Origin of the sequence: Streptomyces sp. NBC_01669 (genome assembly GCF_026339735.1) — a bacterium.
In the GTDB taxonomy this organism is placed as follows: domain Bacteria; phylum Actinomycetota; class Actinomycetes; order Streptomycetales; family Streptomycetaceae; genus Streptomyces; species Streptomyces yanii.
Genome location: NZ_JAPEQG010000001.1, coordinates 1,184,505 through 1,206,536 on the forward strand (window position 1 = coordinate 1,184,505; position 22,032 = coordinate 1,206,536).

The 22,032-nt window shown below is 70.4% G+C and carries 23 protein-coding genes; 19 read left to right on the plus strand and 4 right to left on the minus strand.

The window, feature by feature from the left end:
* Positions 1-7 precede the first annotated feature (7 nt).
* The 13 genes from OG972_RS05270 to OG972_RS05330 all read left to right on the plus strand — a co-directional run bounded on the left by OG972_RS05270 (position 8) and on the right by OG972_RS05330 (position 12,866).
* Positions 8-1,489, plus strand: a complete 1,482-nt coding sequence (locus OG972_RS05270) for an NUDIX domain-containing protein (protein ID WP_266978704.1) — start codon at positions 8-10, stop codon at positions 1,487-1,489.
* A gap of 59 nt (positions 1,490-1,548) precedes the next feature.
* Positions 1,549-2,127 (plus strand): class I SAM-dependent methyltransferase, encoded by a 579-nt coding sequence (locus OG972_RS05275; protein ID WP_266978706.1) that lies wholly within the window; start codon positions 1,549-1,551, stop codon positions 2,125-2,127.
* A gap of 38 nt (positions 2,128-2,165) precedes the next feature.
* Entirely contained in the window at positions 2,166-3,338 is a 1,173-nt protein-coding gene (locus tag OG972_RS05280; protein WP_266978708.1) for a bifunctional class I SAM-dependent methyltransferase/NUDIX hydrolase, read from the plus strand.
* Between the two features lie 113 nt (positions 3,339-3,451).
* A complete protein-coding gene (locus tag OG972_RS05285; RefSeq protein WP_266978710.1) occupies positions 3,452-4,555 on the plus strand; it encodes a hypothetical protein in 1,104 nt (367 codons plus the stop codon).
* Positions 4,542-5,603: an enolase C-terminal domain-like protein gene (locus tag OG972_RS05290; protein WP_266978712.1), complete on the plus strand. Its 1,062-nt coding sequence runs from the start codon at positions 4,542-4,544 to the stop codon at positions 5,601-5,603. The genes OG972_RS05285 and OG972_RS05290 overlap by 14 nt, the downstream gene beginning before the upstream one ends.
* Positions 5,603-6,052, plus strand: a complete 450-nt coding sequence (locus OG972_RS05295; protein ID WP_266978714.1) for a hypothetical protein — start codon at positions 5,603-5,605, stop codon at positions 6,050-6,052. Before OG972_RS05290 ends, OG972_RS05295 begins: the two co-directional genes overlap by 1 nt.
* Positions 6,049-6,750 carry an HAD family hydrolase gene (locus tag OG972_RS05300; protein ID WP_266978716.1) on the plus strand — a complete coding sequence of 234 codons (702 nt, stop codon included), beginning with the start codon at positions 6,049-6,051 and terminating at the stop codon, positions 6,748-6,750. Before OG972_RS05295 ends, OG972_RS05300 begins: the two co-directional genes overlap by 4 nt.
* Positions 6,747-7,526, plus strand: a complete 780-nt coding sequence (locus OG972_RS05305; protein ID WP_266978718.1) for a class I SAM-dependent methyltransferase — start codon at positions 6,747-6,749, stop codon at positions 7,524-7,526. Before OG972_RS05300 ends, OG972_RS05305 begins: the two co-directional genes overlap by 4 nt.
* Before the next feature lie 75 nt (positions 7,527-7,601).
* Positions 7,602-8,372, plus strand: coding sequence for a phytanoyl-CoA dioxygenase family protein (locus OG972_RS05310; protein ID WP_266978719.1), 771 nt, complete (start codon positions 7,602-7,604; stop codon positions 8,370-8,372).
* Positions 8,373-8,386: 14 nt separating this feature from the next.
* Positions 8,387-9,040, plus strand: coding sequence for an L-threonylcarbamoyladenylate synthase (locus OG972_RS05315; protein WP_266978721.1), 654 nt, complete (start codon positions 8,387-8,389; stop codon positions 9,038-9,040).
* A complete protein-coding gene (locus OG972_RS05320; RefSeq protein ID WP_266978723.1) occupies positions 9,030-11,147 on the plus strand; it encodes a phosphoketolase in 2,118 nt (705 codons plus the stop codon). Before OG972_RS05315 ends, OG972_RS05320 begins: the two co-directional genes overlap by 11 nt.
* Complete coding sequence (locus OG972_RS05325; RefSeq protein WP_266978725.1) at positions 11,144-12,004, plus strand: phytanoyl-CoA dioxygenase family protein; 861 nt, start codon at positions 11,144-11,146, stop codon at positions 12,002-12,004. Before OG972_RS05320 ends, OG972_RS05325 begins: the two co-directional genes overlap by 4 nt.
* 88 nt (positions 12,005-12,092) lie before the next feature.
* A complete protein-coding gene (locus tag OG972_RS05330) occupies positions 12,093-12,866 on the plus strand; it encodes a methyltransferase domain-containing protein (RefSeq protein WP_266978726.1) in 774 nt (257 codons plus the stop codon).
* A gap of 127 nt (positions 12,867-12,993) precedes the next feature.
* Here OG972_RS05330 and OG972_RS05335 read toward each other — a convergent pair whose 3' ends face one another.
* From OG972_RS05335 to OG972_RS05350, 4 genes are read right to left on the minus strand one after another with little or no spacing between them, the layout of a single operon-like run.
* Entirely contained in the window at positions 12,994-14,430 is a 1,437-nt protein-coding gene (locus OG972_RS05335) for an amidase family protein (protein WP_266978728.1), read from the minus strand.
* Entirely contained in the window at positions 14,427-15,635 is a 1,209-nt protein-coding gene (locus OG972_RS05340) for an MAB_1171c family putative transporter (protein WP_266978729.1), read from the minus strand. Before OG972_RS05340 ends, OG972_RS05335 begins: the two co-directional genes overlap by 4 nt.
* Positions 15,632-16,144 carry a hypothetical protein gene (locus OG972_RS05345; protein WP_266978730.1) on the minus strand — a complete coding sequence of 171 codons (513 nt, stop codon included), beginning with the start codon at positions 16,142-16,144 and terminating at the stop codon, positions 15,632-15,634. Before OG972_RS05345 ends, OG972_RS05340 begins: the two co-directional genes overlap by 4 nt.
* A 36-nt stretch (positions 16,145-16,180) precedes the next feature.
* On the minus strand, positions 16,181-16,651 hold the full coding sequence (locus OG972_RS05350; protein WP_266978731.1) for an XRE family transcriptional regulator: 471 nt from the start codon (positions 16,649-16,651) through the stop codon (positions 16,181-16,183).
* A gap of 833 nt (positions 16,652-17,484) precedes the next feature.
* Here OG972_RS05350 and OG972_RS05355 point away from each other — a divergent pair.
* The 6 genes from OG972_RS05355 (at position 17,485) to OG972_RS05380 (ending at position 21,949) form a co-directional block, all read left to right on the plus strand.
* Positions 17,485-18,384, plus strand: coding sequence for a helix-turn-helix domain-containing protein (locus OG972_RS05355; RefSeq protein WP_266978732.1), 900 nt, complete (start codon positions 17,485-17,487; stop codon positions 18,382-18,384).
* A gap of 2 nt (positions 18,385-18,386) precedes the next feature.
* Positions 18,387-19,109, plus strand: a complete 723-nt coding sequence (locus OG972_RS05360; RefSeq protein WP_266978734.1) for a hypothetical protein — start codon at positions 18,387-18,389, stop codon at positions 19,107-19,109.
* Positions 19,110-19,257: 148 nt separating this feature from the next.
* Entirely contained in the window at positions 19,258-19,899 is a 642-nt protein-coding gene (locus OG972_RS05365) for a WhiB family transcriptional regulator (RefSeq protein WP_266978736.1), read from the plus strand.
* Positions 19,896-21,446 (plus strand): hypothetical protein, encoded by a 1,551-nt coding sequence (locus tag OG972_RS05370; RefSeq protein ID WP_266978737.1) that lies wholly within the window; start codon positions 19,896-19,898, stop codon positions 21,444-21,446. The genes OG972_RS05365 and OG972_RS05370 overlap by 4 nt, the downstream gene beginning before the upstream one ends.
* Positions 21,443-21,634 carry a hypothetical protein gene (locus OG972_RS05375; protein WP_266978739.1) on the plus strand — a complete coding sequence of 64 codons (192 nt, stop codon included), beginning with the start codon at positions 21,443-21,445 and terminating at the stop codon, positions 21,632-21,634. The genes OG972_RS05370 and OG972_RS05375 overlap by 4 nt, the downstream gene beginning before the upstream one ends.
* Before the next feature lie 87 nt (positions 21,635-21,721).
* Complete coding sequence (locus tag OG972_RS05380) at positions 21,722-21,949, plus strand: hypothetical protein (protein WP_266978741.1); 228 nt, start codon at positions 21,722-21,724, stop codon at positions 21,947-21,949.
* Positions 21,950-22,032 lie beyond the last annotated feature (83 nt).

Here is a 22,032-nt window from a genome sequence, read left to right on the forward strand (position 1 = left end):
GTTGCCCATGCCGTTGTCGCACGATCACATCCGCACCACCGTCGATACCTACGTCGCTCGCCACCCTTACGAGCGCGATCAGCTCGGCGCCCTCCTCGGCGCCCTCGACGACCCCACCGACATCGCCAGCCGTTCCACCTTCACCGGGCACGTCACCTGCGCCGCGATCGTCGTCGACCCGCTCGGCCACGTCCTGCACGTACTGCACCTGGCGAGCAAGAAGGTCCTCCCCCCGGGCGGACACGCGGAGCCCTCCGACGAGACCCTGCCAGCAGCGGCGCTGCGGGAGCTGCACGAGGAGACCGGGATCCCACCCCAGGCCGTCACGCCGTGGCCCGGCTACGAAACCGTGCCGCTGGACATCGACATCCACGACATGGACGCCCGCCCGAGCAAAGGCGAACCCGGACACGTCCACTTCGACCTGCGGTTCCTCTTCCGTCTGCACACCGCGGACGAGGTGCCGGTGGTGCTGCAGGAGGAAGAGGTGGGCGGCATCGAGTGGCGTCCTGCGGACCGGGTGTCCTCCCCGACCCTGCGCGAGAAGCTGCTCAAGCTCCCGCTCCAGGTTGAACCGGAGGCGGCCAATGCCTCGGCCCTGATCTACAACGATCGCGGCGAGTACCTGCTCCACCTGCGCGACTACTTCCCCGGCCTGATCTGGGAGCCGGGCATGTGGTCCCTGCTGGGCGGCGGCCGAGAGCCCCAGGACGCCACGCTGGAGGACACCGTGCGGCGCGAACTGGCCGAGGAAGCCGGCCTCGACATCGACGGCCTGACCCCGTTCGCCACCGAGTACACCTCCAACGACGACGGCGCGACCGTGCCCATCGCCATCCACGCCGGCCGCTGGAACGGCGATCCCCGCGAACTTCACCTGACGGAAGGGGTGATGCTGGCCTGGTTCACCCCCGACGACCTCCACCGACTACATATCGCAGACACCACCAGCGACCTCGTACGGCGCCACGCCGCCAGTCTCCCGGCCAACACCGCGCCCCGGAGCCGGCTCGCACCGCAGGAGGAGCGCCGAGCTTCTCCGCACGGCACGGTCCTCAACGTCATCGGGGTCCACCTCTATCTGGAGCGGCCCGACGGGACGGTGCTGCTCGGGCTGCGCCACCCCGACTCCGCGTTCGCGCCCTCCACCTGGCACGCCTTGGCCGGCCACTGCGAGCAGGAGAACGCCATCTCCTGCCTGATCAGGGAGGCGCGGGAGGAGGCCAGCCTTCACATCGAGCGCCAGGACGTCGAACTCGTCCACGTCGTTCACCACATCGACCATGCCGGGAATCGGCCCCGGATGGGCCTGTTCTTCCGCGCCCGCGTCTGGAGCGGCGAGCCGGAGCTGCGTGAGCCGGACAAGTGCACCCAGTGGAAATTCTGGGATCCGTCCGCGCTCCCTGACGACCTCGTCCCCTACACCCGGGTGGCCATCGAGAAGATCCAGAACGGGGAGCTGTACAGCGAGGGGGGCTGGGGCGCATGACCTGCACGCCGAGCGGCGCCCACCGCGACTGCCACCGACCGGCCCGAAAGGGGACGCCCGTGATCGCCTCCACCGCACGAAACTACTGGGACCCTCTGTGGGCCAACGGCCGCCGGTACCGGCAGCTCGCACCCACTGAGACCACGCTGTTGGCCGAACACCTCGGCCCCGGAGACGGACGTCCTGCCCTGGACATCGGAAGCGGCGACGGGGCCCTCGCACGCCACCTCCAGCACCAGCTCGGCTACCGCACTACCGGCATCGACTGCGCCCCCAGCGCGGTCGCTCTCGCCGCCGCCCAGGACACGGACACCAGCAATGGTCCGACCTGGCGCTGTGCGGACATCACCACCGACGGCCTCGACGTCCTGCCGGACACGGCGTACGCCGCCATCACCTGCCGCCTGGTCTACCGCTGGATGGACGACAAGCACCTGTTCCTGAACCGGGTACGTCAACTGCTCACCCCCGGCGGCTGCTTCTGGGTCGTCACCGAGATCGAAGGCCGTCGCGAAGCGACCGACAGCCTCAAGGGCCTCGGGATCACTGACGCCGAAGCCGAGACACTCACCGCCGGGTGGTCCATCGTCCGCACCGCGGACCTCGACGTACTGCGCTGCTACGCATTGCGGCCCTGACACCTGACCGCGACCGCCCACCCCCATCGGAGAGCCCTGTGAGCACACCGCCTGCCAACGAACAGAGTTGGACGATCTACGGCCAGCGGCAACTGGCCCGTGCCTACACCCCGCCCATCCCCGACCAGCTCGCCTGGACGCCCTGGGACGGGGTCGGACCGGGAGCCGAAGTCCTTGGTGACATCACCGGGCGCCGCGTCTTGGACGTCGGCTCCGGAGCCGGCCACCACGCCGTTCACCTCGCCCAAGCCCGCGGAGCACGCGTCACCGGGATCGAACTTTCTCCGACCCAGCACGAGCGCGCCATCTCCACCCACGCGGACGTTGAAGGTACGGAGTTCCTCCAGGGAGACGTAGTCAGCTGCCTGAACGAACTCGAGCCCTTCGAAGCCGCGTACGCGATCGGGACGCTCGCCTTCATCGACCCGCACCGTTCGCTGCCGGCACTGCGCGACGGGCTGCGCCCCGGCGCCCCGCTGATTCTCTCGCTCCTGCACACCGACCTGGACGGCCGCGGTCCGTCCACGGAGGTGGCGCCGCGCGAGCAGATGATCCTGCTGCGCGACGACCCGACCCTGCCCACACAGATGTGGGTCCTGGCACCACAGTTGTGGGAGGACCTGCTCACCGAGTACGGCTTCCGCGTCGAGGCCATCGACCTGTTCCCGCACCCCGACGAGAGCGCCGCAGTCGTCCAGCAGCTCATCCGCGCCCGGCGCCTGCCCGACCGGCCGGCGCGGGTCTCCAGTCGCTCCCGCAGCACCCGGCCGCCGGTGGCGCACGCCGCCGTCGGCGTGGGCGCCATCCTCGTCAGCGAGCAGGGACTCCTCCTCGGCCGTCATCGTCGCGGCACCATCGAACTGCCCGGCGGAACCGTCGAGGCCGGCGAGTCCTTCGAACAGACCGCGGTCCGCGAACTCAGTGAGGAAACCGGCCTGATCGCCCGCCTTGACGACGTCAGGCTCTTGGGCACGCTCGTCGACCACGTCGAAGGCATCCTGCGGGTGACCGTCGGCGCGCTCGTCCACGCCTGGCAGGGGCAACCGGCCACACAACCGGACGAGAGCGTCGGCGACTGGGCCTGGCACCCTCTCGATCAGCTTCCCGACGGCCTGTTCGTCTGCAGCGCCCACATCCTCACCGCCTGGCGGCCCGACCTAGCCATCGACCACCCGCCGGCGCACTTCACCCCCTTCGCCCAGGCCAAGTAGGCGGCGCATTCGCACACAGCGACGACCTCCCGCGACACGACGTAGGTGCCGCACCCCTGGCAATAACACCCCTGTTCAAGGTCAAGTTGGAGTCCTTCATGTCACGTCTCTCCATGCACCGACCCATATCCTCTGACGCCGCCGTCGGCTCCGAACGCCTGCATAACCTGGAGCGGGCTGCCCTGCGCCACGGAGTACCTGTCGAGGACGTGGTGCTGATCGCCGTCAACCTGTACGGGATCAGCTCCGACCAGGACCGTCACCGGGCCCGGGTCAACCTCCGCCTCGCGCGCCGCCCCGACGTCCCCTGGCAGATCATCGTCCCCCTGAACCGGCCGGCCAGCCCGTTCCGGCTCCAAGGCGACGAGCTGTCTCTGAACGGTGAGGTGGTCGCGCACGTCGAACGCATCGACGCCGACGAAGCGGTCGGAGGGTACTTCCGCAATGACGGCCGGGCCGCAACCCTCAACCCCAACGCGCGCAGCCGATGCGTCGGGTGCGGTTGGTGCCCCAACACCCTGGAAGCCGCCGCCGACCCACGGCTGCAGGAGGAGCAGGGGCTCGACGACCTGTTACGCGCCCTCGGCGAGCAACACCCCCGCCACAACCTGGCCGAACTGACCGAGGTCACCGTCTCCACCGGCTGCTTCGAACGGGAGGAGGCCGCTGTCGCGCACCTGACCGCCCTGCGGCCCGCTCTGGAACGGGCCGGCGTCGAAGCCCGGATCGGCTTCCTTACTTCCGTGCTGCGCAGCGATGAGGCGCTCAGGACCATCGCGTTGGAGGTGTCGCCGTTCGTGCTCAGGCTGACCGTCGAGCACTTCACCCGGCGGGAGGCCCTGATGAAGTCCACCAAGGCCGACCTTCGGCCGCAGGAAATCCCGGACCTGCTTGCGCGGGCGGGGGCTGCAGGGCTGGACACCTCGTACACGTACATCGTCGGGCTGGACCCGATGGAGGACCTCGTGCGTGGGGTGACCGCGCTGACGGATGTGATCAACGCGTTCCCGAACTTCCAGACGTTCCAGGCGCACACGGTGCTGATGCAGGGAATGCGGACGCCGGGTGCGGAGGGCCTGGATTACTACCTACAGGCGCGTACGGCTATCGAGCGGGCCATGGCGTCGACCGGGCTGCGGCCGGTGGGCTGGGAGTGCTACCGGCCGCTGTGGTACTTCACCTACGCGGGAGAGGACCTCGTCGATGGACCTCGATGACACGGTCATCGACCGGGTGCGGGTCGAGCGCCTCGATGACAGTGTGGGGGGTCCGTGGGAAACGGGCGACAGCCGCTTCGCGGTCGTGGTCGAGGCCCGCGGAGTGGCCGGGGTGTTCGCCCCGGTCGACGAGCTGCCCGCCGCGCTGGTCGCCACCCGGCTCGGACAGAGCGTGCTGCGGCACTCCGTGACCGACCACACGAGATTACTGCGCAGACTCTTGGCCGAACTCGGTCCACACTCGGCGGGGCTCGGGCGCTGGGCGGTGGGGGCGCTGGACTGCGCGGTGTGGGACCTGCACGGTCGCCTCGCCGACCTCCCGGTCGCGGCCCTGCTCAGTGACCGGCCCGCGCCGCGAGTGCCGGTATACGCCTCCTGGCTCTCCCTGGACCTGGCCGCCATGTCGGCCGCCATGTCGGCCGCCGAGTCGGTCAAGGCCACCGCCGGCGAGGGGTTCGCCTTCACCAAGTGGGCACTGCGCGACGCGGAAGCCGTTGAAGTGGTACGGCTGGCAGAGCGGGCGGCTACGTGGGCGGGGCAGAGCGTGGCGGTGGACGCCCTGGGCACATGGGGCCACCTACGGGCCATGGAGGTCGCGCCGCTCCTGGCCCCGGAGGCAGTGCGCTGGGTGGAGGACCCGCTCGCGCTGACCGACCGATCCGCATACACGCATCTGCGCGAGCGGGCGAAGGGACTGCGGGTCGCGTTCGGCGAACGGCTGTCCCACGTGGAGGACGTCAGGGCCCTGCTGGAGCACTGCCGGCCGGAAGCGTTCACGTTCGACGCGGTGTGGTGCGGCGGCATCACCGAAGCCCTGTCCTGGCTGGGCGCCGCCCACGACGCGAGGGTGCCCGTCCACCTGCACGGCCGGGCGTTCCTGCCCGCCCTGCACCTGGCCGCTGCCTTCCCCCGTGTGGCAGGCGCGGTGGAGTACCAGGTGGTGTGGGAGCCACGCCGCCAGCGGGCGCTGCGCGAAACGCTCCAGCCCGACGGCGGGCACGTCGCTCTGCCTGACCGGCCCGGTCTCGGGATGGAGGTGCGCCGGTAATGCCCATGCACACGGGCGAGCTGGCGGTACATGGCCGCCTGGAGCAGCGCGGGGGGCGGGTGTTGCTCGTCGTGGACGAGCGGCTGCACGGGCACGACACCTTTCTGTCCGCGACCCTGCGCCTCGACCAGCCGGTGCGCCTGCCCGAACTCCCCGTCCGGATCATGACGTTCGACGATGTCACCGTCCTTTCGCCTCTCGGCGCGGTCCTGCCGCCAGGGCAGGTCGGCGAGGAGTGGAGCGGCACGCTGCTGCTACCGCATGGCGCGCGCCCGCCGGCGATCCCCGACGACCTCGCCCAGGCGGCTGCCGAGGCCGGTGTCGACACCACCGGCTGGTCGCCGGCGGAGGCCCGGCAGCTTCTGACCTTCCTCGGGGAGGCCAGTTCCGGTCCTGTGCGCACCGAGCGGATCGGCATGATCATCGCGGCCCTGACGGGTCGTCCGTGAGCCCGGCGCCGCTCGTGCGACTGGTGAGCCTCGATGTCGGATACACCCTGGGTGAGCCGTCAGGGACGACGCTGACGCAGCGCCTGGTGGAACTGTCCCCGCTACCGGCCCGGCAGGCGAAGGAGATCGCCCAGCGGATCCTGCACGCCCTGGACCCGCACAGGGACGCGACGGGACCGCAGACGGTGTGCGCCGCCCTGGGCCTCGCGCCGTCCACCTTCCCCCACGATCACCGTCCGCCCGGCTTCGCCCTGTGGCCCGGCGCGGTGGAGGCGGTAGCACGGATCGCCCGAGTCCTACCGGTGGTCACGTTGTCGAATGTGAGCCACTGGGACGAACGGGAGACCGACGTCGCCGCCCTCCTCGCCCCCCACCTCCAAGCCCATCACCCGTCGTGGCAGCTCGGGTTCGCCAAGCCGGACCCCGGCGCCGTGCGGACTGTCGCTCGACTGCACGGCCGCGATCCCGCGGAGGTGCTGCACGTAGGCGACAGCTTCGACTACGACGTGCGCGGCGCCCTTGCCGCCGAAGCGCAGGCCCTGTGGATCACCTCGCGCCCGCCTTCGGCCGAAGAGCTCCGGCTGTTGGCCGAGCACCCCGGCCGGGTCACGGTCGTCACGGACCTCGCCTGCGCGGTCCGGCACATCGAGCAGACCCTCCTCCCATCAACTCGCACCACTAGGAGCGCTAAACCGTGAGTCAGTTCGACACCACCGCCCCGTTCTACGCCGCCTACCGGCCCGGCATTCCGGAGGAGGCCGTCCAGCTGCTCGCCCGTCGGATTGCTGGCAAGGAGCACCGGGCCCTGCTCGACCTCGGGTCCGGCACCGGGCAGGTCCCTCTCGCCTTGGCCGGAGAGATGACGGAGATCGACGTCGTCGAGCAGGACCCGGGCATGCTGGACGAGGCCAACAAGGCTCTCGCCGGGCTGCCGGTCACCGTCCGGCTGCACAACGCGCCGGCCGAGGAGTTCGCCCCGCCCGCCTCTTACCGGGCCGACCTCGTCACGGTCTGTCGAGCCTTCCACTGGATGGACCAGGACGTGGTGCTGTCGCATCTGGAAGGCATGACCGCGCCGGACGCGACCGTCGCTGTTATGGGCGACGGCAGTCTGTGGACCGCACGCGCCGAATGGACCGACGCCTTGCGAGCCCTGATCCAGGAGTACCTGGGCCAGGAGCGGCGGGCCGGAGTCGGCAAGAAGTACGCGGCGCACAACCGGCCGTACCGCGAGATCCTCGCCGAGTCCGCCTTCGGCCAGGTCGAGGAGCACACGATCGCCGTCGAGCGGGAGTGGAGCACTGAGTCGGTGATCGGCTACCTGTACTCGACCTCCTTCGCCGCCCGGCCGCTGTTCGGCGAGCGGGTCGACGACTTCGAGCAGCGCGCCCGCGCTCTGCTCGACGGGCACGCCGCCGCCGGCGGCCTGATCGAGCACGCATCCTTCCAGGTCGTCCTGGGCCGGCGCGGCTGATCCGCCCCTCGCTTCCTTCCGGGGCGGTTCCTTGCCGCCCCGGCCCTGTTCCGTCCTTCCGGAAGGAGATCCACCATGTCCCGACCCGTGACGTGGAACGACGAAGAGCGGCGCCGATTCATCGACGACGGCGTTCTCATACGCCGTGGCCTGGTCCACGGCGATCTCGTGTCCCGGGCCCGTGACCTCGTCGGCGGTTGGCTGAAGGAGGCGTACGACCCCGCGCGGCTCGCCGCCTACACCGAACGCAGCTTCGCGCCCGAGCTGGAAGAACACCCCGACGTCCTTGCCCTCTACCAGCGAAGCGGCTTGGCGGAGCTGGCCGGAGACCTGGTGAGGCCGGCGACCACGGCCCCCGTCACCCGGGCGCAGATCCAGGTCCGGCTGCCGGACGGCGTGCAGCAGCCGGTGAAGGCGATGCACGTTGACGGTGTCTCCTGCCCCCACCTGGAACCGCGTGACCTGCGCACGTTCACCTTCATCGTCGGCGTCGTCCTGGACGGCAGCGCCACCGCGGACGCCGGCGCGCTGCACTACGTGCCCGGCGGGCACCATCGGATGGCCCGATACTTCGCCACGGACTGGGTCCTGGGACAGCCGGCCCAGACTCCCAACGACATCGACGCCCAGGACGGCATCGCCCTCACCGCCGAGCCCGGCGACGTGGTCGTGATGCACCATCTCGTTCCGCACCGGGTCGACCTCAACACCAGCAGCACGCCCAGGGTGATGGCGTACTTCCGCGTCAGCCACGCCCAGCACCCCGATCTCGCCCTGCACGCTCTGTCGGATCCGTGGCTGGAGTACCCGGCGCTCGCCGCCCTCGCCCGCCCCAAAACCGTGTGAGAGGGAAGAGCACTGTGGACATTCTCAGCCCCGCCCAGCTCCCAGACGCGGTCCGGCTCCTCACTGCCGGGCTGGTGGTCGCCGTGCCTTCGCCCCGCTGGTACATGTTGTGCGCCCGTGCCGCCGATTCTGCGGCCACTGCCGCGGTCTTCCGCGCGAAGCAGCGTCCCACCGCCAAGCCGCTGCTGCTCCTGCTCGACACCCCGGCCTCGACCGAGACCTTATTCAACCTGAGCAGCGACGCACGCCTGCTGGTCCGGGGTCTGTGGCCGGGGGACCTCGCGCTGCGTCTTTCATGGAAGCCGGGCACCGAGCCCATCGCGGCGGTCGGCTCCCCCGCGCTCGTCGGGTGTCCCGACGGGATCCTGGGCCAGCTCGTCGCTCTGGCCGGCGAACCGCTGGCCGCCGCCGTGTGCAGCATCTCCACCCCCGCCGCCGGAGACGCAGACCATCCGGCGCTCACTGCCTCCCAGGTCGCTGCCTTCCAGCGGACCACGGGGGCCGGGATCGCTGCGGTGGTCGACGGCGGGATCTGCCCGCATGGCCGGCACATGACCATCGTCGACTGCCCCGCGGGCGCCGCCGCGCGCCTGGAGCGGGAGGGCACCGTCCATGCCCGCGCAGTCGAAGCCGCGCTCACCCCGGCAGGAGGACCGCATGTGGGCTGACCTCGTCCGCCGAACGAACCGCCTGGTGCCCGACGCGTCGGTGGCTGCCGTCGCCGACGCGCTCGACTACCTCTGTCTCGCCCAGCTCTATCTCCGCGACAACCCGCTCCTGGCCCGGCCCTTAACCCCGGCCGACGTCAAGACACGACCATCCGGCCACTGGGGGGTGTGCCCACCCGTCAACCGGATGCTCGCCGCCATGGGCCCGCTCCAAGCGGCCGTCCCCGACGGCTACGAGCTGCACGTCCTGCACGGCGCCGGGCACGCCGGGCCCTCCGCCCTTGCCCACGCCTACCTCACCGGCCATCTCGGCCGCGCCCACCCCGGCCTGTCCCAGGGCGAGGCCGGGCTGCGCGAACTCGTTTCCGGCTTCCCCCGGGCCGACATCGGCGGGGAGATCACCCCGATGATCCCCGGCCACCTGCACACCGGAGGCCAACTCGGCCCCGCCCTCGCGATCGGGCAGGGCACCGTCCTCGACGCGCCCCATAGGCTGTCCGTGGTCCTGATCGGCGACGGAGAGTGCGAGACCGGGACGACCGCCGCCTCCTGGCTCGCCACCCGCGCGCTGCACGGTACGGGCGACCACGGGACCGTCCTTCCCGTCGTCCTGCTCAACGGGATGCGTATGGGCGGGCCGAGTGTGCTGTCCGCCCTGAGCCGCGCCGAACTCACCGCCTATTTCACCGGACTTGGTCACCGGCCCGTGTACAGCGACGGGCTCGTCATCGGCCAGCTCCGCCAGGCGGTGGCCGAAGCGCTCTGCACCGCCCAGCCCCTGGGCATTCCGGGACCGTCGAGCGTCCTGGTCCTCACCCTGGACAAAGGCCACGGCACACCCGCCCACCTCGCCGGCACCCCGGCGGTCCACAAGACGCCGCTACGCGACCCGGCCGGTGTGCCCGCCGAGTTCGACGCGCTCGCCGACTGGCTGGCCTCCTACCAGCCCGCCCAGCTCCTCACTTCCGGCGGCCGGCCCCGGCCGCACCTGCTGCCCGCGCTCCCGCAGGCCCGGTCCGAGCCCGGCGGCCTCCCGGCCCCGCGCGGCTGTGTCGCCGCCTCGGCCCACGTCGCCGCCCACGCCGCCGGGCGCCCGTTCGCGCAGGTGGTCCCCGAGGTCCTGCGGGCCCGTGCCGAGCAGGGACCGTTCCGTGTGTTCAGCCCCGACGAGCTGGCTTCCAACCGCCTCAACCTCACCGACGAGGACGGGCGCCCGGTGCCGTGGGCGGCGGAAGTGCTCAGCGAGGAGTTGTGCCACGCCTGGGCTCAGGGCTACACGGAGACCGGCCGGCACGCGCTCGTCGCCACCTACGAGGCGTTCGCGCCCATCACGCTCAGCCTCATTCAGCAGCAGCTCAAGCACCGGTCCGTGCGCCGGCATGCCGGGCTCGCCCCGCTGCCCAGCTTGGTCTACCTCCTGACCAGCCTGAGCTGGCACAACACGATCACCCACCAGAACCCCAGCCTCACCTCGGCACTGCTGGCCAGCGGCGACCCCACGCTCCACGTCCTCACCCCCGCTGACCCCGCCCGTACCGCCGCCGCGCTCACCTTCGCCCTACGCAAGCTCGACCGGTGCACGCTCGTCGTCGCGGGCAAGCACGCGACCGTCCACCACCCGCTGGAGACCCTCGACGAGGAACTGCGGCACGGCATCGCGACCTGGCCCCACCTGACCCACCCTGGCCCCGGCGAGCCCGACCTGATCCTCGCCTCTGCTGGCGACCTGCCCGCCGAGGCCCTGACCACCCTCGCCCGGCGCCTGCGCGCCGAACGCCCCGGCCTGCGCCTGCGGTACGTCCACGTCCACGACCTCACGGCCCTCGCCGAGGACGGCAGCCGCCCCCTCGCCCTCGAACCGGACGCGTTCGCCCGCCACTTCGGCACCCGGGTGCCGATCGTCCTGGCCACCAGCGGACACCCCGCCGACATCCACGCCCTCCTCGGCCGCCGCCACCCCGGACCCCGGCTCACCGTCCTCGGTTACCGCGACCCCGGCCGCCCCGTCTCCCAAGAACACCTCCGCCGACTCTGCGGCCTCGACGACGCCGGCCTGTGGCAGCTCGCCACCACCCTCACCGACACCCCGAAGGAGATACCGGCATGAGCACCCCGTCGCCGCCCGCCGCGCCCGACGCCGGCACCCTCGACGCCTTCGAACGCGACGGGTACGCAATCATCCGCGACTCAATCACCCCGGACCTACGCGACCGGCTCCTGACCGCCGCCGAGGAACTGCTGGCCAGCGACATCACCCAGGGCCGCGACCGAGGAGGCGACGGCAAGGACGGCTTCCGCGGATGCCTCAACCTCGCCCCCGCCTTCCTCCCGCTCCTCGCCAACCCGGCCGTCCTGCCCACCGTCGTCCGGCTCCTCAGCCCGAACATCCACCTGCTCTCCGCCCACCTAATTGCCCTGCCCAGCGGCCCGCCCCGCACCATCCGCATCCCCGAACGCCACGGCTGGCACCGGGACATGTACGGCGTCGCCGCCGACCTCGGCTTCCCCCACACCCCCCGCATGGCCATCAAGGCCGCCCACTACCTCACCCCCGTCACCCCCGACTGCGGGCTGACCATGTTCCTTCCCGGCAGCCACCGCCTCACCGAAGAACCCGTCGTCCCCGGTGGCGCAATCGACCCACCCGGCGCCACCACCCCCCACATCACCGGAACCGACGCAGTGCTCTTCGAGAACCGAACCTGGCACACCGGAGGCATCAACCTTTCCGGCCGCCCTCGCATCGCCCTCATGCTCCAGTACGGATTCCGCTGGCTCCACCCCGTCGACGACCCGACCACAGACCTCCGCAATGACCCGGCCCTCACCCCCATCGAGCAGCAGCTCCTCGGCCTGCCCGACCGCCGACCGGACGGATCGCTCGCCAAAGGCAGCGGAGCCGCACCCATCCGCTCGTGGTGGGAGACCGGCCCGTGGACTTCCGTGGCGGCCAAGAAGAGCTAATGGTGTGACCGCATAGTTCCACCGGCTTGGTTGGCACGCTTAGCGTGCTCCCATGAACGATCACTGTGTTGCTCACGGTTTCACGTCGGTGGACACGCAGCCCCGGCCCGCTGAGTGGGTTCAGGTCCTGGACCGGCTGAGTGCGGAGCCCTTTTACGCCGCCTACAAGCAGCGGTTGCAAGAGTTCCTCCGGGCCGATCCCGGCGGGCTGTTCCTCGAGATCGGGGCGGGTACCGGGGACGCCGCTGTGGCCTTGCGCTCGAGCAGTGGGGCCGAGGTCGTCGCGGTCGACACTTCCTTGACCATGGCCGCGCAGGCACGGGACCGAGGGCTGTCACACGCCGCTGTCGCGGACGGGCACCGGCTGCCGTTCGCAGCGGATCAATTCGACGGCGCCTGGGCGGACCGGGTCTTGCAGCACGTCGTCGAACCGGCCCGGGTGCTGGACGAGTTGCTGCGAGTGGTTCGCCCCGGCGGTCGGGTTGCCTTGGCAGACCCGGACTACGACACTCAGGTACTCGACATCGACGACCAGGAGCTCGCCCGCCGGGTGCTGCGCTTCAGGGCGGATGTGGGCCTGCGCAACGGTTCCCTGGCCCACCAGCATGCCGGATTGCTCGCGGCCCGCGGCATCCACGACATCATGGTGGAAGCCCGGACTCTGGTCGTGCGCGACCCGTCGGCGGCCGACAATGTCATGGGCCTGCGCACCTGGGCGCACGCAGCCGCAGACCGGGGCTACCTCGACACCGTGGACGCGGACCGGTTCGTGGCTCAGTTCGACGATGCCGTGCACGCAGGTCGCTTCACCTACGCCGTCACGTTCATCCTCACGGCGGGCACGCTGCCCTTGTCAGACTGAGACACGGTGGAGCGCTGCACGACGTCCCGGTGACAGAACCCCGGGCCGCGCCAGCAACGCCATTTGACGACTCTGTCGCGCGACGGTCGCGCTCGTCCGCCGACCCGCGTGGTGCAGGCCACCAGAGTCAACGGCTGATTGCCGCAGCCGTCCCTCCGAGAAGCGCCGCCAGGTGTTCAGCCAAGGCGAGCAAGGTCCGGTCCGAGTAGGCCGATCCCACGAGCTGCACGCCGATCGGGAGGCCGTCCGCATTTCGCGCAGCAGGCATGACCAGGCTGGGCAGACCAACGTGGCTGGTGAGGTTGGCCCAGCCAGTCTGGTCGAAGAAGCTCCGCTCGACGCCGTCGACTGTGAGAACGCGGGCGCCAGCCGGGATGGCCGCGGTGGGCGCCGCGGGGGTGATGAGGACATCGTGCTCGGCATCGGCGAAGAAGCGGTGCCACGTCTCTCGAAGCCGGAGGCGCTCCTCGTTCGCGCGGAGCCAGGCGCGGTGCGTCTGCGTTCGGTGGCGCAGGAAGGTGGCCCGTGGGCTCGCGTCATCCTCGTGCACGTCACGCGCCGCAGCAAGTTCGGCCGCGCCAGCTTCGTCGTTGGTGGCGGCCGTTGCGGTGGCGTGGAGAAGCTGCTCGAAGAGGCGAAGAGAGTCAGCGAAGCCGACCGGTCCCGCGGTGCGGACGACGTTCATGCCCACGGAGGCCAGAGCCTGCTCGACGGCGGCGAGAGCGTCTGCAGTTTCACGGTCGACGGGGCAGGACACGTCCTCGGCCCACACCGCTACACGGAGCTGGCCGACTGCGCGACGCGCTGAAGGCAGCTTCACGAGCCAGGGGCTGTGCTCTGCGGGTGACGGTGTGGTCAGCGCGTCGAGGAGCAGTCCCAGGTCGCGGGGATGGCGGGCAAGCGGGCCGGGGGTGACCATGTCGCTGCTGGTGATCCATCCCGGGGGGCGCGGGATGTGGCCGCGGGCCGGAACGAGTGCGTGCGTGGGGCGCAGGCCGTAGATGCCGCAGTAGTGCGCCGGAAGCCTCAGTGAGCCGGCGAGGTCACTGCCGAGGTCGGCGGGGGTCAGGTGTGCGGCGACGGCGGCGGCGGGGCCGCCGGAGGAGCCGCCGACGGTGCGCTTGGGGTCGTGGGGGTTGAGCGTGGGGCCGAACAGGTTGTTGTCGGTGTGCAGGTCCTGGCAATACGCCGGGGTGTTGGTCTTGCCCATGATCACGGCGCCTTGGTGGCGGAGCCGGGCTACCGCGTCGGCGTCTCGTGCGGGTACGTGATCCGCCAGATCTTCGGCGCCGCTGGTTGTGCGCAGTCCGGCCGTCTCGAAGCTGTCTTTGATCGTGAGGGGAAGGCCGTCGAGGATTCCGCTGCTCTCGTTGCGGGCTCGGCGGTCGTCGGCCGCGTGCGCGGCAGCTCGGGCCGCGTCGTCGTCACGGGTGACTACGGCGTTCACGTGGCTCGCGTCGATCCGGACGAGGTGAAGGTCGAGCAGTTCTCGGCTGGAGATCTCACGGCGCTCCAGGGCCTGGAGCTGGACGTGAGCGGGCTGGTGGGTGAGATCGTTAGTCATGCGGAGACTCGCTCAAGGTGGGGGGCTCGTGCGGGCTGGCGGGGCAGGTGGCGCGCGACGTCGAGGAGAGCGTCGACGTCGTCCATGGGCCGGCTGGTCTGACGTTCGGAGTCGGCGAACTCGGTGAGCTGGTTGGGGGCTGGGCGGGTGCCTGCGGCCCGGGCAGCGATTCCGGCGAGGATCTGGTCGGCCGTGACGGCTGAGGACAGCTCCTGGCCGTGCAGCCCTCGGGCCCGGTGATGGGCTTCACTGGCCTCGCGGACCGCGGCATCGAGATACCGGCGGACCACGAACCGGCCGTCCCGGATCTCGACTGCTCGGCGATAGAGCCGGATCGAGATGCGGCGGAAGCGCCGCCTCTGGGCCGGGTCGACTCGGTCGATCGGCAGCTCGATCTCGGGTGCCTCGCTGTAGAACGCCAGCCACAGGGGGCGCAGCCGGTAGTAGCTGCGGTACTGCTTGATCCGGTGCTGGACGCTCTGGGCCTGGTCGCTGATGGTGGGCACGAGCCAGCCGATGAGTGTGAGCATGGCGCCGACGTCGCCGCAGGTCCAGGCGAAGCCCTCCCAGTCCGCGAGGGAGGTGTCGAAGGCGCCGGCGATCACGTCGCCGATGCGGACCGCGCTGTATCCGAGGGTGACGGTGGCGCCGAGGGCGACGATGCGCAGACCGTAGCGGACGGACCTGCGGGTACTTCGGCGGGCCAGGCGCCAGCAGGCGCGCGCGAGGAACAGTTCCCCGATGGTGTAGGCCGTGACGTACAGGGTGAGGTACGCGGCATACCAATCGTCGTGCGCGTAGTACAGCGTGAAGTCGATCGGATGCGGCGCGCTGGGCGTCAGCAGGGCGAACAGCACCAAGAGCCCGGCGATCACCGCGAAGCCGGCCCCGAGCCACCGGCGGCTACGCCGGCGGGCGACCTCAGGCGGGGACCCCCAGTATGTGAGGACCACCTGCTGGCAGGCCAGGAGCGCGACCACGCACCCCTGCGCGAGGGGCACGGAGAGGTTGACGGTGCCGAGCACACGGTCGAGGTAGTTCCACATCGGCGTGATGGAGAACAGGAACGACAGCCCTGACAGCAGGAAGACTGCGGCCAGGGCACCGGAGGCGGGATCCCGGCGGCGGGTCGGCACGTCCCGCAGGAGGCAGAGGAAGCCGAGCGTGGCGACGACGAGGCTGATCGGATGGAGCAAATCCTTCACGGTCGGGCCTCCCGTCGGCGCAGGAGCGTGTGCGTGACCCGGTCCTGTACTTCGTCCCCAGAGGACTCGTCACTGCGCAGCCACCGGTCGATGATGCGGCGCTGGAGCAGCGAGGCGAGGAGCTCGGTGTCCCGCTCCTCGTCCTCGTCGTACTTCGTGCGCCCCAACATCATCTCCACGGTGGCCGAGCCCACGCTGGTGAAGAGCGTTGAGGAGAGAGCGGACGCCGGGCGGGTTTTGTGATGGCCGAGCAGCAGGTGGCTGAACTCGTGGGCGATGATGTGGTCCTGGTGCAGGGAGCTGGTCCGCGGGTCGTAGAACACATGGACGGCACTCTCCATGACGACGCAGGCCCCGCACACGGAGGGTGCCTGCTCACGTGGCTCTAGGACCACCTTCCGCCCCGTGCGGAGTGAGACCTCGTCGCTGAGATCGCGAATATTGGTGACGTGCGGGAGCTTCAGCTCGGCCAAGAGGTCAGGCCGGCGCAGCCTACGGGCAGACCACATTTCTTTTCCTTGATCACTTACTGAACTAAGCCCGTTCTACGCACCAGTTGAGGGTGGCAACCCCTCGGATTTTCGTACGCTCTCAACGATGCCCAGGATGGCTTCTTTTCCGTCTGCGGAGACGTCGGATAGGCGAAGAAGAACGTTCTTGATCTTCGCGTCACGAAGCAGCGCGAGCAACTCAAGCTCCTGCAGTGTCTTTTCAGCGACGGCATCATCGAACCAGTAGGCGGGATCCACGCCGAAAAACCCTGCGAGCGCTTCGAGGTGACGCTTCGTCGGGTTATCGCGCTGCCCTGTCCGCAGGAGCCACAGGTACTGGGCCGACAGCTTACCCAGCCCCCGCTCCTCCATCAGATCGGCCACTTCAGCGTTGCTGAAGGGGCCGCGATTGGGCGGGTGCACCGTGTCGAACAGGCGGTTCAGGCGGTCCATGAACCCCTTGGAGTCCATCTGGCCTTCATTCGGCTCTTCCATGATCCTTTTCCGGGCGGGGTTCAATTTCACTTCAACCACCCTACCTCGCGATAAACACCAGTTGACGAGCCGATCCCGCGTATGGAAAGTTCTTCCTCACCAGTACGTTTCCATGTGGCACGCACCGCCTGTTTTCAGGTCAGCCTGTCCGTTTCTACCAACAGGAGTACGTCGGGCGACGTGGCGCACGCCACATTCCCTCAGCGGCATGCGTCACGCCTGACACCCGAGCAATTGATCTTCGACCGGAAAGCGCAGAGGCGGCCGTGGAAACACCCCATCCACACCGCATTTCCGCTGCGGGAAATATCAGACACCCGCTCCAATGCGGACACGATGGCACGCTCTCGACGTTCGGGGCAACCGCGGCAACGGTATTCCTCGGTGCCGAAGGGCGGCCCACGCCAAGCCCCACACGCGGCTCCGGCGGCAGATCACGCGGTGACTCTCTGCAACCAGTACAGAGTTTAAGAACCAAGTCTGGATCTTGACAGGGGTCCGTGCGTATGTTCGTCGTCCCCGGGCAGCCGCCCGCGACGGATGGACGTGAGGAGCCAGCAGGCACAGACAGGACCAGAAGGTCCACAAATAGCGACGGCGCCCGAGAGCGGAACTCACGGACGCCGAACGCTTAAGCGGCAAACCCGCCCCGGCAAGGGCGGCGACTGCCCACCATCACCACGCTGAGTCCTTCCGACGGGCGCACCAGCGTGGCAACACTGCAAAGGGGAGTATCGCATGCCTCCTGCCCTGCGCAAAAGGCCGTTCCCTACGGCCTGCGCGGCAGTCACTTCCGCCCCGGCGCCTCAGCGCCCCAAACCGGAGTGCCCCATCCAGGACCGCCCCGTCTTCGGGAGGGTCCGATGAGCGCCGAAACCCGCGAGTGGGTATGGGAGCACAGCTCCAGCCGAGGGGCCGCGCGCCTGGTCCTCCTCTCGATCGCCGACCGGGTGGCCGACGAGCAGTGCATCTCGTACGCCTCCCTCTCCAGCCTGGCCAAGCGCACACGCGCCTCGGTCTCCACTGTGCGCGAAGCCGTGGAGCGCCTGGTCCTCGCCGGCGAGCTGGAACAGCTCGACGACCTCGTAGGACCGCAGCGCAGCACGGTCTACCGCCTGCCCCTCGCCGCCGAGGCCGTCCTTCAGGCCCAGCGAGAGGAACAGGAGGAGGACGGCGACGCGGCGGTGTCCGACGAGCCCGCTGCTCCGGCGAAGCTCCGCCTCTCGGTCCTCCGGCGGTACGGAATCCGCCCCCGTGAGCTGCCGGAATCCCACGCGACCTGCCGGAAACCGGCAGTACCGGAGACCGGCAGGTCGCGACGGAAACCGGCACCCCGGCGTACCGGTAACCGGCACAGCGATGTACCGGCCACCGGCACACAGAACCGTAGTGAACCTGATTTGAACCGGAGGTACAGCGGTAGTGGTGCTGCCGTCACCTCGGCTGCCGAGTGGAAGGTCGACCCAGCAACCAACGCCTGGCTCCGCCAGCAGGGACACCTCGACCGCCTCGGCGAGCATGGCCTGCAGGCCGCCGACGCGAAGTGGCGAGCCCACCGCGCCGACTTCAAGCCGAGGCCGGCGGACGCCTGGGCCGCCGACTGGAAGTCCTGGGTCGCCCGAGAGCACGCTCCTGGCCGCCCGAACCTCCACGCCGTACCTGGCAGCAAGGGCAGCACCGCGCCGGGCGGAATGACGCGGGCCGAGGCCCACACCGCCGCCCTGCTCGCCGCCCTCGACGAGCCGACCGGAACGGAGGGCTGACCGTGGACCGCCGCGAAATCGCCGCCCTGCTGGCCTACATCGGCCGCCTCGACCCCCGCACCATCCGCACCGACCAGGGCGAAGCACGCGACCAACTCGCCCAGTGGCACGAGCTGCTCGGCGATGTGCCGATGGCCACTCCGCACGGCTGGGACGTCCGCGTCACCGCCCGCCAGCACATCCGCACCTCGCCGTACCCGATCCTGCCCGCGGACGTCGCCCGCCCATGGGAGAGCTACCGGCGCGACCGCCTGGCACGGCACTCCGACCCGACGCCGTCCGTCGATCCGGACGATCAGGCCGCCTGGACCGCCGAGCTGGTCGGCACCCGGCGCGCCGTCGCCGGCGGCACCACGCAGCCCGCCCAAGCCCGAGCGATCACCACCGGTCGCGACGGTGTCAATCCGAGGCTGGAGGCAAGGCTGCGGGAGATCGGCTCTTGCATACCGCCCGCCGCCCGGGCAGCCCTCGCGCCCTACCGGCCCGCCCGAGCGGCACGCGAGGCAGCCGTCGCGCAAGGTCTACCGGACGCTCTGAGTGTCCGGTGCGAGTGGTGCCTCGCCCAGCCCGGTGAGCCGTGCCGCCGCCGCAGGATCGGCCCCGACGGCGGTGCCCGTGGCACCGCCCAGTGCGCAACTCATCCCAGCCGCCTCGACCTCGCCACCGCCCAGCAGGCCGTGCAGGCCGAGCAGGCCGAGCAGGTCCAGCAGCCCGCCGCAGCCTGACCTGCGCGCAAGGCCGGTGCATCCCGTCCGGTGCACCGCCCCCACTCCACCGTCCCGCCCCGGCTGCGGCGCACGCTCTCGCGCCGCAGCCGGCACCCGACGCCGCGTCCGCCCCGACGGCCCCCGCGGCAGCACATCGGAGATCCCCTTGCGCCACATCACCACCCACGATGCGCCGGCCACCGGCCTGCGCGGCATCGGAGACACCAGCTGGCACACCCGCGGAGCCTGCTACGGCCTGGACGTCGAGGACGCCGAGGCGGTCTTCTTCCCCGGCCCCCGGGACCACGAAGAGATCGCGGAGGCGAAGGAACTGTGCGGCTGGTGCCCCGTACGACGTGACTGCCTCGACTTCGCCCTGGAGAACGTCCTCAAGGAGGGCGTCTGGGGCGGTCTCACCGAGGCCGAGCGGCGTCCCCTGCACGACGGTCTGGCCCAGCGCCTCGACTACCGAAGGGTGACCGCCTTCTTCCGGGGACGCGACGTCCATCTCACCGAGGCCGAGCGGCAGGTCGTCATCGACCACGCCTACGTACGCGGCTGGAGCCCGTACAGGCTCGCCGCCGCCCTGCAGATCAGCCACAAGCACGCCCGTGACCTGCTCCGGCAATCCGCCAACAAGGTCTTCGACCGCGACCACACTTACGGCGTGCCACGGCCCAAGAAGAAGCGGAAGAAGACCGCCCCGGAAGCAGGCGCCCCTGCGCCAGCCAGGCCCTGCACTCAGCAGCCCGTACACCGCCCGGCAGCGTCGACTACGGCGCCCGCCCCTCTCGGAAAGGCCGCATGACCCACCCCGTCCTGGCCCTCGGTGTCGCTCCGGACCTCCCTCTCCTCCTCGCCGCAGTCGTGCCCGCCGCCCTGGTTCTCGTACTGACCGCCTGGACGGTCCGGCGCCGGGGACCCCGTACGCAAAAACGCCTCGGCGGTCCGGCGGTCAAGGTCGCAGCCCTCGCCGCCCTCGGCTGCACCGCCTACAGCGCCGACACCAGCTGGCGCTTCGCCGCTGACTACCTCGACATGGCCGGCACCGCCGAGCGGGCCGGCATGTTTGCCGCGGCCGAGCTGGCGCTCTTCGCCACCGCCCTGATGGCCCGGCAGAATCTGGCCACCCAGGGCGCCCCCGGCCTGCCGGGCACGCTGGTCTGGGTGATCACCGGAGTGCAAGTGATCCCCGCCTACGCCGAGAGCGGTCTCGTCGGCGGCACCGTCCGGGCCTTCGTCGGGCCAGTCATGGCAGCGATGCTGTGGCACCTCGCCATGGGCATCGAACTGCGTCTGCACACCCCCGGCGCCGCCTCAAACGGGCTGATCGCCGCCCTGGGCCGGGAGGCCCGCGAACGGCTCCTGTCTCGCCTCGGCATCGCCGCGCGAGACCGCGACGCCGCACAGATCACACGGGATCGAGCAACCGCTCGCGCGGTCACCCTGGCCGCCAAGCTCGCCGAGCGCACACCCCAGCAGCAGCGGAGCCGGCGGGGGCGGCGGCTCACCCGGCGACTGTCGGCAGCGGTCGGCAGGGCCTCGGTCGGCACCGATCCGCTGCAGCGCACCCAGTTGCTCGACCAGCTCGCCGCACGACGGCACGCTCTCGCACTCGCCACGGTCCCGCTGCCCTCCCCCTGGTCCCCGGCGCCCAACACCGCATCCGCGGCCACCGTCCCCCCGCAGCCGACATCGAATACGCCGGTCCCCGTGAACGGTCCCGCCGGTTTCGACGAGTCGAACGGGGACCGGGGACCGACCCTCGTGAAAGGACCGGTCCCCGATGTCGAGACCTTGAAGGCGCCGGAACGCATGGGGACCGAGGACGGGGACGCGGGGACCAGCGTGGGGACGAAGACTCCAGAAGCAGGCGCGGTCCCGGGGACCGGTCCCGCCAAACCGGAGGAGACAACGGAGAACACCGCAGGCGCGGGGACCGACGGTCCCAAGCAGGAGGTGCCTGCTCAAGGCCCTGATTCGTATCGGGGACCGACTGCCGCCGAGTCGGGGACCGAACCCACCGGGGACCGGGGACACAAGGTCCCTCTCCGTCGGAAGCCGAATACGAAGCCCCGAACAAAGAACAAGGGGAAGCGCGGACGGTCCCGCGCTCCGCAGACGCAGCGTCCACCACGAGAGCTGGACCCGCCGGAGCATCAGCTCGTCCGGGAGGTCCGTCCCCACGTCCCCGGTCTGCTCGAACGGGATGGCAACGCGTCCGTCACCCGGGTCCAGCTGAGGGAAATCATCCGCCGTGAGGGCCTGACGGGCTGCCGGAACGACCGCATCACGCTCGTCCTCCAGGAACTGCGGAATGACGACGCCACAACGACAAGGAGCACCGCCCGATGAAGACCTGCCACCAGTTCAAGACCGTCCGCGGGGAGTACGAGCGGGAGATCGGCTACATGCTCGCTCACTCCAAGCGATACGAGGGCAGGCCGGCGGCGAAGACCAGTGCAAATCAAGCAGCCTCGGCGAAACAGCGGATGGCCCGGGCGCTCAACAGCCACGTCGGGCGCTGCCCCGAGTGCGGCTGAACCGGCAAAAGCCCAGTTCATCCCCCTATCCGTCTCAGATGGTCCGGCTCCGTGCCGGGCCACCGCCCCCGCTCCGGGAGACACGCCGTGATCCCTCGCTCATCCGAGCCCACCGCCGCGGAGGCCAGCGCCTGGGCGGATGTCCTGGTCCGACGACGGCTCCTGCACGCCGCATTTCTCACGCCGACCGGCCAATGGCTCGTCCAAGCCCAATCCGACGGGCTCGTCCGCGTCCTCTCTGGGCCGGCCGACGTCGTCGCGCTGGCCGCCACCATCCAGCACCGCACCCGCTCCACGAGGTCCAAAACCCGATGACGAACGCACCCCAGAACGGCACCACACCGGAACCTGCTCCCGACTCCAACTCGGTCTCAGGGCGAGCAAGTTATCGCAAGAGC

Excerpts from the sequence above, each read along its gene's own strand:
- OG972_RS05320 (WP_266978723.1), top strand. The coding sequence starts at position 9,030 with ATGTGGGCTGACCTCGTCCGCCGAACGAACCGCCTGGTGCCCGACGCG.
- OG972_RS05355 (WP_266978732.1), top strand. The coding sequence starts at position 17,485 with ATGAGCGCCGAAACCCGCGAGTGGGTATGGGAGCACAGCTCCAGCCGA.
- OG972_RS05290 (WP_266978712.1), top strand. The coding sequence starts at position 4,542 with ATGGACCTCGATGACACGGTCATCGACCGGGTGCGGGTCGAGCGCCTC.
- OG972_RS05335 (WP_266978728.1), bottom strand. The coding sequence starts at position 14,430 with ATGACTAACGATCTCACCCACCAGCCCGCTCACGTCCAGCTCCAGGCC.
- OG972_RS05295 (WP_266978714.1), top strand. The coding sequence starts at position 5,603 with ATGCCCATGCACACGGGCGAGCTGGCGGTACATGGCCGCCTGGAGCAG.
- OG972_RS05370 (WP_266978737.1), top strand. The coding sequence starts at position 19,896 with ATGACCCACCCCGTCCTGGCCCTCGGTGTCGCTCCGGACCTCCCTCTC.
- OG972_RS05345 (WP_266978730.1), bottom strand. The coding sequence starts at position 16,144 with ATGTGGTCTGCCCGTAGGCTGCGCCGGCCTGACCTCTTGGCCGAGCTG.
- OG972_RS05285 (WP_266978710.1), top strand. The coding sequence starts at position 3,452 with ATGCACCGACCCATATCCTCTGACGCCGCCGTCGGCTCCGAACGCCTG.
- OG972_RS05325 (WP_266978725.1), top strand. The coding sequence starts at position 11,144 with ATGAGCACCCCGTCGCCGCCCGCCGCGCCCGACGCCGGCACCCTCGAC.
- OG972_RS05270 (WP_266978704.1), top strand. The coding sequence starts at position 8 with ATGCCGTTGTCGCACGATCACATCCGCACCACCGTCGATACCTACGTC.
- OG972_RS05310 (WP_266978719.1), top strand. The coding sequence starts at position 7,602 with ATGTCCCGACCCGTGACGTGGAACGACGAAGAGCGGCGCCGATTCATC.
- OG972_RS05375 (WP_266978739.1), top strand. The coding sequence starts at position 21,443 with ATGAAGACCTGCCACCAGTTCAAGACCGTCCGCGGGGAGTACGAGCGG.